This is a genomic window from Collimonas fungivorans (assembly GCF_028292705.1).
Taxonomy (GTDB): Bacteria; Pseudomonadota; Gammaproteobacteria; order Burkholderiales; family Burkholderiaceae_D; genus Collimonas; species Collimonas fungivorans_B.
Genome location: NZ_JAQGLV010000170.1, coordinates 21,347 through 28,428, shown reverse-complemented (window position 1 = coordinate 28,428; position 7,082 = coordinate 21,347). Strand labels below are relative to the sequence as shown.

8 protein-coding genes and 1 pseudogene are annotated in these 7,082 nt (G+C 60.7%); 6 read left to right on the top strand and 3 right to left on the bottom strand.

Annotated elements, in window-relative coordinates:
• A pseudogene (locus tag JWQ61_RS09455) lies at nucleotides 1–176 on the bottom strand (phosphoribosylformylglycinamidine cyclo-ligase); the annotation flags it as partial.
• 223 nt (nucleotides 177–399) lie between these two features.
• Here JWQ61_RS09455 and hda point away from each other — a divergent pair.
• The 6 genes from hda (at nucleotide 400) to panB (ending at nucleotide 4,934) form a co-directional block, all read left to right on the top strand.
• On the top strand, nucleotides 400–1,110 hold the full coding sequence (gene hda / locus JWQ61_RS09450) for a DnaA regulatory inactivator Hda (protein WP_304360304.1): 711 nt from the start codon (nucleotides 400–402) through the stop codon (nucleotides 1,108–1,110).
• Nucleotides 1,107–1,796 carry an HAD family phosphatase gene (locus JWQ61_RS09445; RefSeq protein WP_304360303.1) on the top strand — a complete coding sequence of 230 codons (690 nt, stop codon included), beginning with the start codon at nucleotides 1,107–1,109 and terminating at the stop codon, nucleotides 1,794–1,796. Before hda ends, JWQ61_RS09445 begins: the two co-directional genes overlap by 4 nt.
• On the top strand, nucleotides 1,789–3,150 hold the full coding sequence (gene pcnB, locus JWQ61_RS09440; RefSeq protein WP_304360302.1) for a polynucleotide adenylyltransferase PcnB: 1,362 nt from the start codon (nucleotides 1,789–1,791) through the stop codon (nucleotides 3,148–3,150). The genes JWQ61_RS09445 and pcnB overlap by 8 nt, the downstream gene beginning before the upstream one ends.
• Nucleotides 3,151–3,157: 7 nt before the next feature.
• Nucleotides 3,158–3,661 (top strand): 2-amino-4-hydroxy-6-hydroxymethyldihydropteridine diphosphokinase, encoded by a 504-nt coding sequence (gene folK, locus JWQ61_RS09435; RefSeq protein ID WP_304360301.1) that lies wholly within the window; start codon nucleotides 3,158–3,160, stop codon nucleotides 3,659–3,661.
• A gap of 14 nt (nucleotides 3,662–3,675) precedes the next feature.
• Nucleotides 3,676–4,026 carry a DMT family protein gene (locus JWQ61_RS09430; RefSeq protein WP_304360300.1) on the top strand — a complete coding sequence of 117 codons (351 nt, stop codon included), beginning with the start codon at nucleotides 3,676–3,678 and terminating at the stop codon, nucleotides 4,024–4,026.
• A 131-nt stretch (nucleotides 4,027–4,157) separates the two neighbouring features.
• Nucleotides 4,158–4,934, top strand: coding sequence for a 3-methyl-2-oxobutanoate hydroxymethyltransferase (gene panB, locus JWQ61_RS09425; RefSeq protein ID WP_304360305.1), 777 nt, complete (start codon nucleotides 4,158–4,160; stop codon nucleotides 4,932–4,934).
• 106 nt (nucleotides 4,935–5,040) lie between these two features.
• On the opposite strand, the gene can is transcribed toward panB, so the two are convergent.
• The gene (can, locus tag JWQ61_RS09420; protein WP_304360299.1) at nucleotides 5,041–5,709 is read right to left on the bottom strand and encodes a carbonate dehydratase; all 669 of its coding nucleotides are present in this window, start codon (nucleotides 5,707–5,709) and stop codon (nucleotides 5,041–5,043) included.
• 131 nt (nucleotides 5,710–5,840) lie between these two features.
• Nucleotides 5,841–6,968, bottom strand: a complete 1,128-nt coding sequence (dnaJ, locus tag JWQ61_RS09415; RefSeq protein ID WP_304360298.1) for a molecular chaperone DnaJ — start codon at nucleotides 6,966–6,968, stop codon at nucleotides 5,841–5,843.
• Nucleotides 6,969–7,082 lie beyond the last annotated feature (114 nt).

Genomic DNA, 7,082 nt, shown 5'->3' with positions numbered 1-7,082 from the left:
TCCTTGAATTTCTTGCTGATTTCGAACAACGCGCCGAATCCGCCGATGCCGCCCAGCACGCCTTCGCGCGAGGTGCGCTTGGCGAACGGCTTGATCGCTTCCACCAGCGCGTCGCCCGCTTCGATATCCACGCCGGCGTCGCGATAAGAAAGAGAAATATTGGATGATGATGTCATGATGTGTATAGCGGCGGTAAGCAGCGGTAAAATAGCGTTGTGGAAAACAAAGGCGTTCGCCAAACCGTGATTTTATCAAACCGAACCACCTAACCATGGCATTTTCTTCCAAAACAGCGCAAAAATCGTGCGCGGCACGGCTTTTCGGGGGTCGCAGCAGACTGCGACAGGGCAACGAAGGCTTCGGCCGCCGCATGGGCCGGCGCATCCCTGCGCTTTGCGTATGAGACAGCTCCTTCTGGGTTTGAACGCGAAACAGTCGCCCGACTTCGAAACTTTCGTCGTGGGGCGCAATGCGGAAGCAGTCCATTTATTGATGCAATTGGGCCAATCGGTCGCGTTGGCGGCCTCCGGCGGCCGCGCAGCGACGGTGCATGACCGGTTTGTCTATCTGTGGGGCGAATCCGGCGGCGGCAAAAGCCATTTGCTGCACGCACTGGCCAAGGCCGGCCACGGCCGCTACATCCCCGCCGACGCCGCCTCCGACGCCTTCGACTACGATCCGGCCGTGCGCCTGTATTTGATCGACGATTGCGAGCAATTGCCGGAGCGGGAGCAGGTCGACGCATTCAATCTGTTCAATGAGATCCGCGAGCGGGGCGGCTGCCTGGTCTGCGCGGGCGACCGGGCGCCGGCGCAACTGGCGGTGCGGGAAGATTTGCGCACCCGGCTCGGCTGGGGGCTGATTTATTGCATCCACGGCTTGACCGACGAAGAAAAAGTCGATGCTTTGGCCCAAGCCGCGGCCGCGCGTGGCATGATACTGTCGCCGGGCGTGTTGCCCTACCTGATTACGCACTTTGACCGGGATATGCAGTCATTATCGGCAATGCTCGATGCATTGGACCGCTATTCGCTGGAAACCCAGCGGCCGATCACGCGGCCCCTGCTACGCAGTCTTTTACAAATGGAAATACAAGAACGTACTCTATGAATCTCGCATTATTCGATCTCGACCACACCATCCTGCCGCTAGATTCAGATCACGAATGGGGAAATTTCCTGGCGGACACCGGCGCCATCGATGCCGAGGCGTTTCGCAAAAGCAACGACGAATGGTATGCCGCCTATGAGGCCGGCACGCTGGATCCGGTCGCTTACCTGGAGTTCGCGCTGGGCATTCTGGCCGCTTTCCCGCGCGACCGGCTCGACGCCTGGCACGAGAAGTTCATGGCCGAGGTGATCCATCCCGCGCTGAAACAGGCGCCCGGCGCACAGGCGCTGGTGCAAAAGCACCTGGACGCCGGCGATCTGGTGGCCATCGTCACCGCCACCAACGGTTTTGTCACCGCGCCTATCGCCAAGGTCTTCAACGTCGAGCATCTGATCGCTGCGCAGCCGGAAATGCGCGCCGACGGCAGCCTGACCGGCAAGCTGATCGGCATCCCCACCTACGCCGACGGCAAGGTGATCCATACCAAGGCCTGGCTCGAAAAAATGGGCAAAACGCTGGCCGATTTCGAGCGCAGCTATTTCTACAGCGACTCGCAGAACGATATCCCGCTGATGTCGCTGGTCACCGATCCGGTCGCCACCAATCCCAACGCCAGGCTGAAAGCGCACGCGCTTGCGCACGGCTGGCCCATCCTGAATATTTTCGACGCACCCTCTCATGATTAAAAAGCTGATCCGCTCGATTATGGGCAAAAACAAGAAAGTCAGCGGTCCGGCCCAGCCCCTGATGCTGAGCGCCAAGGAACACGGCATCGATCCGAAGCTGGTGTCGCCGAATGCGATCCGCGTCACCGATACGCTGCAGCAGGCGGGCTTCAAGGCCTTCATCGTCGGCGGCGCGGTGCGCGATCTGCTGCTGTCGATCAAACCCAAGGATTTCGACGTCGCCACCAACGCCACGCCGGACCAGGTCAAACGGCTGTTCCGGCGCGCGTTCATCATCGGCAAGCGCTTCCAGATCGTCCATGTGATGTTCGGCCAGGAACTGATCGAAGTGACCACCTTCCGCGGCACCGTGCTCGACGGCGCGCCGAAGGACGAACACGGCCGGGTGCTGCGCGACAATACCTTCGGCTCGCAGGCCGAAGATGCGGTGCGGCGCGATTTCACGATCAATGCGATGTATTACGACCCGGCTTCGCAAACGGTGCTCGATTACCACGGCGGCATCGCCGACATCCGCGCCAAGATACTGCGCATCATCGGCGCGCCGGAAGCGCGCTACCGCGAAGATCCGGTGCGCATGCTGCGCGTGGCGCGCTTTGCCGCCCGCCTGAAATTCACCATCGACCCGGCCACCGCGGCGCCGATCTCGGTGATGGCGCCGCTGATCAACAATGTGCCGGCGGCGCGCATTTTCGACGAAATGCTGAAGCTGCTGATGAGCGGCCATGCGCTGGCCTGTCTGCAGCAGTTGCGCAAGGAAGGGTTGCATCACGGCCTGCTGCCCTTGCTCGACGTGGTGCTGGAGCAGCCGATGGGCGAGAAATTCGTCACGCTGGCGCTGACCAATACCGATAACCGCGTGGTGCAGGGCAAACCGGTTTCGCCGGGCTTTCTGTTCGCGTCGCTGCTGTGGCATCAGGTGCTGGAAAAATGGCGCGCCTATCAGGCCGCCGGCGAATATCCGATTCCGGGGCTGCATCTGGCGGCCGACGACGTGCTGAACGCGCAAACCGAAAAACTGGCGCTGCAACGCAAGATCGCCAGCGACATGCGCGATATCTGGGCAATGCAGCCGCGCTTCGAGCGCCGCACCGGCAAATCGCCGTACAAGCTGCTGGAACATCCGCGGCTGCGCGCCGGTTACGATTTCCTGCTGCTGCGCTGCGCGTCCGGCGAACTCGATCCCGACATAGGCGAATGGTGGAGCGCATTCATCGACGCCGACGGCCCCGGCCGCGAAGAGCTGTTGACGCAAAAGCCGAAAGACGAAGACGGCGGGGCGGTCAAGAAACGCCGCCGCCGCGCCAGCCGCTCACGCACCAAATCGGCGGCGCCGGCGGCCGACGAGGCCTGAGCCCGCAATGCCCGCCACGATGGCCAGCACCGTCGCGCATGTCGCTTACATCGGGCTCGGCGCCAATCTGGGCGACGCCCGCGCCTCGGTGGAGCAGGCCATCGCCCGCCTGCGTCAATTGCCCGGCGCCGCGCTGTTAAGCCATTCCGCGCTGTACCGCAGCGCCCCATTCGATGCCGGCGGCGACGATTACATCAATGCGGTGGCGGCGCTGTCGACCACGCTGGAGCCGCTGCCGCTGCTACGCGCATTGCAGGCGATCGAACAGGAGTTCGGCCGCGAACGGCCTTATTTTCATGCGCCGCGCACGCTCGATCTGGATATTTTGCTGTACGGCGATCAGGTCATCGCCACGCCGGCGCTGACCGTACCGCATCCGGGCTTGACGCAGCGCGCATTCGCGCTGTTGCCGCTACTGGATATCGCCCCCTCCATACTGATCCCGAACGCCGGGCCGGCGCGGCAATTCGCCGCCGCGGTCGGCGCACAGCGGATCGAACGTCTACCGTAACCTAGAGATTTCTTATGCCCATCATACCTATTTGGATGCAAACCGCCGGACTGTTGACGCTATCGAATGTATTCATGACGATGGCCTGGTACGGCCACCTGAAGACGCTGGCGAACAAGCCGTGGTGGATCGCCGCGCTGATCAGCTGGAGCATCGCGCTGTTCGAATACCTGCTGCAAGTGCCGGCCAACCGCATCGGTTATCAGCAGTTCAGCCTGGCTCAGTTGAAGATCATGCAGGAAGTCATCACGCTGTCGGTGTTCGTGCCGTTCGCGATGCTGTATATGGATCAGCCGTTCAAACTCGATTATGTGTGGGCAGCCATGTGCATGACAGGTGCTGTATATTTCATTTTCAGAGGTTGACGGGCGCTGTAGCCGGCGCGCATCTTTTTCATTTCGGAGCACAGAACATGGCAGCATATATTCAAGAAAAGTCCCCAGAAAACCCCCAGGAAAAAACCGCCGGAGCCGCCAAGCGCAGCAAACCGGTCACCATGCCGCTGTTGCAGGCGCTGCGCGACAAAGGTGAAAAGCTCACCATGCTGACCTGTTACGACGCCAGCTTCGCCAGTCTGATGGACGCCTGCGGGGTGGAAATGCTGCTGATCGGCGATTCGCTGGGCATGGTATGCCAGGGACACGATTCCACATTGCCGGTGACGCTGGACGAGATGGCGTATCACACCGCCTGCGTGGCGCGCGGCAACAAGACGGCGATGGTGATCACGGATATGCCGTTCGGCACCTACACCACGCCGGAGAAGGCCTGCCAGAATGCGACCAAACTGATTCAGGCCGGCGCTCACATGGTCAAGATCGAAGGCGGCGCGTGGCTGGCCGAAACCATCCGCTATCTGCATGAGCGCGCGATACCGGTCTGCGCCCACTTGGGCCTGACGCCGCAATCGGTGCATCTGATGGGTGGCTACAAGGTGCAGGGCAAGAGCCCCGACGCGGCGCAACGGCTGATGACCGATGCGCTGGCCCTGGAACACGCCGGCGCCTGCATGGTGGTGCTGGAAGCCATTCCGGCGACGCTGGGCAAGGAAGTGACGCAGGCGCTGCACATGCCGACCATCGGCATCGGCGCCGGCGTCGACTGTTCCGGCCAGGTGCTGGTGATGCACGACATGCTGGGCACGTTTCCCGGGCACAAGGCGCGTTTCGTGCGTAATTTCATGGAGGGAGCGGACAGCATCGCCAGCGCATTGCGCGGCTACGTAAGCGCCGTCAAGGACGGCAGTTTTCCGGCGGAGGAACACAACTTCTGAGGTCTGCGCTCTACATGCAGGTTTGACGGATGAAAAAACGGCGACCGTGGAATTTCCACCGGTCGCCGTTTTCCATCGTGGCTCTATCGTGGCTTATTGCCGCTCGTTACTTCAGGTCGGCATACGCTTTCAGACTCGACTGAATGTATTTGCATTCGCCGGGATTTTCGATCGACGAGGTCAGCGCGCGCAGCAAGCCGTCCTGCACGCCGTAAATCAAGCAGTGTATCGTCAGTTCCTGACCGCGCTCCCAGGCATCGCGCACGATGCTGGTCCGGCAAATATTGTCGACCTGCTCCAGAGCGTTCAACTCGCACAGACGGTCGTGACGCGAACGCTCGCTCATGTCTTCATGAAAGCAATGCGCATGTTTCTCGTGCACATCCTGTACATGCTGCAGCCAGTTGTCGGCCAGGCCGACGCGACGCTTGTTCAATGCGGCCAGCACGCCGGAACAGCCGTAATGGCCGCAGATGATCACATGCTTGACCTGCAATACGTCAACCGCGAATTGCAGCACCGACAGACAGTTCAGATCGGTATGCACCACGACGTTGGCGATATTCCGATGCACGAATAATTCCCCGGGCAATAAACCCAGCAGATCATTGGCGGGCACCCGGTTGTCGGAACAGCCGATCCAGAAGTACTCGGGCGAACGCTGGGCGGCCAGCGTCTTGAAAAAACCCGGGTCTTTTTTGGTCAGATTCGTGGCCCAATCCAAATTGCCGCGCAGCAATTTCTGCTGCGTCAAATCCAGTTTTTTTTCTGTCATGGTAATCCGTTGTGAAGTAAGCTCGGCGCCGGCAGACCGTCGGGCAGTGGCGACGCCTCCGCAGACAAAGATGCCGATCCTTTGTCACCATGGGACCGGCAATGTTTGCGTGGGACAGTAAGCGCAGTCTACTAGAAAAACTCTTTGATCTTGTCTTTCCAGGTTTTAGTCTGCGGACTATGCCTGGCGCCACCCTCGATCGTCAGCGTTTCCAGCTCGCGCAGCAACTCTTTCTGACGGTCGGTGAGTTTCACCGGCGTTTCCACCACGACGTGGCAGAAGAGGTCGCCGACCATGCCGGAGCGCACGTTCTTGATGCCTTTGCCGCGCAAACGGAAGGTTTTGCCCGACTGCGTACCTTCAGGAATCGAGAACGATGCCTTGCCGTTGAGCGTCGGCGCTTCGATTTCGCCGCCCAGCGCCGCGCGCGCGAACGAAATCGGCATTTCGCAGTGCAGGTCGTCGCCGTCGCGTTGGAAGACCGGATGCGGCTTGATATGGATCTCTACGTACAGATCGCCGGTCGGGCCGCCGTTGACGCCCGGTTCGCCGTTGCCGGACGAGCGTATCCGCATGCCGTCGTCGATGCCTTCCGGAATCTTGACTTCCAGCGTCTTGTTGCGTTTGACGCGTCCGGCGCCGCCGCAGGCAGCGCACGGGTCGGGAATATATTTGCCGCTGCCGTGGCATTTCGGACAGGTTTGCTGAATGCTGAAAAAGCCCTGCTGCATCCTGACCTGGCCGTGGCCGCCGCAGGTAGGACAGGTAGTCGGCGCACTGCCGGGCTTGGCGCCGGAGCCATCGCACACCTCGCAGTGATCCCAGGATGGCACGCGAATGGTGGTGTCGAAACCGTGCGCCGCCTGTTCCAGCGTGATGTCGAGGTTATAGCGCAGGTCCGCGCCGCGATAGACTTGCGGTCCCGCGCTACGGCCGCCGCGTCCGCCGCCCCCGCCGAAAATATCGCCGAAGATATCGCCGAACGCATCGGCGAAATTGCCTGCGCCGGCGGCGCCTGCTCCGCCCATGTTCGGATCGACGCCGGCATGACCGTAACGATCATATGCGCCGCGCTTTTCCGGATTGGACAGCATTTCGTAGGCTTCCTTGCACTCCTTGAACTTATCTTCGGCGCCCTTGCTATCCGGATTTCGATCCGGATGGTGCTTCATCGCGAGCTTGCGATAGGCCTTTTTGATTTCTTCGTCGGAGGCATTTTTCCCCACGCCCAGTATTTCGTAATAATCGCGTTTCGCCATTTTTCTATCAACCTAATGATTATTGCCTGCCTGATGTCGCTGAATCGCTTATTTTTTCCACATCGTCGAGTGAAGCAAACACGAGGAACGATGCGAGCGATGCAACGAGCGCGC

Bases quoted from the DNA above. Each gene is read 5' to 3' on its own strand.
- hda (WP_304360304.1), top strand. From the start codon at position 400: ATGAGACAGCTCCTTCTGGGTTTGAACGCGAAACAGTCGCCCGACTTC.
- JWQ61_RS09445 (WP_304360303.1), top strand. From the start codon at position 1,107: ATGAATCTCGCATTATTCGATCTCGACCACACCATCCTGCCGCTAGAT.
- pcnB (WP_304360302.1), top strand. From the start codon at position 1,789: ATGATTAAAAAGCTGATCCGCTCGATTATGGGCAAAAACAAGAAAGTC.
- folK (WP_304360301.1), top strand. From the start codon at position 3,158: ATGCCCGCCACGATGGCCAGCACCGTCGCGCATGTCGCTTACATCGGG.
- JWQ61_RS09430 (WP_304360300.1), top strand. From the start codon at position 3,676: ATGCCCATCATACCTATTTGGATGCAAACCGCCGGACTGTTGACGCTA.
- panB (WP_304360305.1), top strand. From the start codon at position 4,158: ATGCCGCTGTTGCAGGCGCTGCGCGACAAAGGTGAAAAGCTCACCATG.
- can (WP_304360299.1), bottom strand. From the start codon at position 5,709: ATGACAGAAAAAAAACTGGATTTGACGCAGCAGAAATTGCTGCGCGGC.
- dnaJ (WP_304360298.1), bottom strand. From the start codon at position 6,968: ATGGCGAAACGCGATTATTACGAAATACTGGGCGTGGGGAAAAATGCC.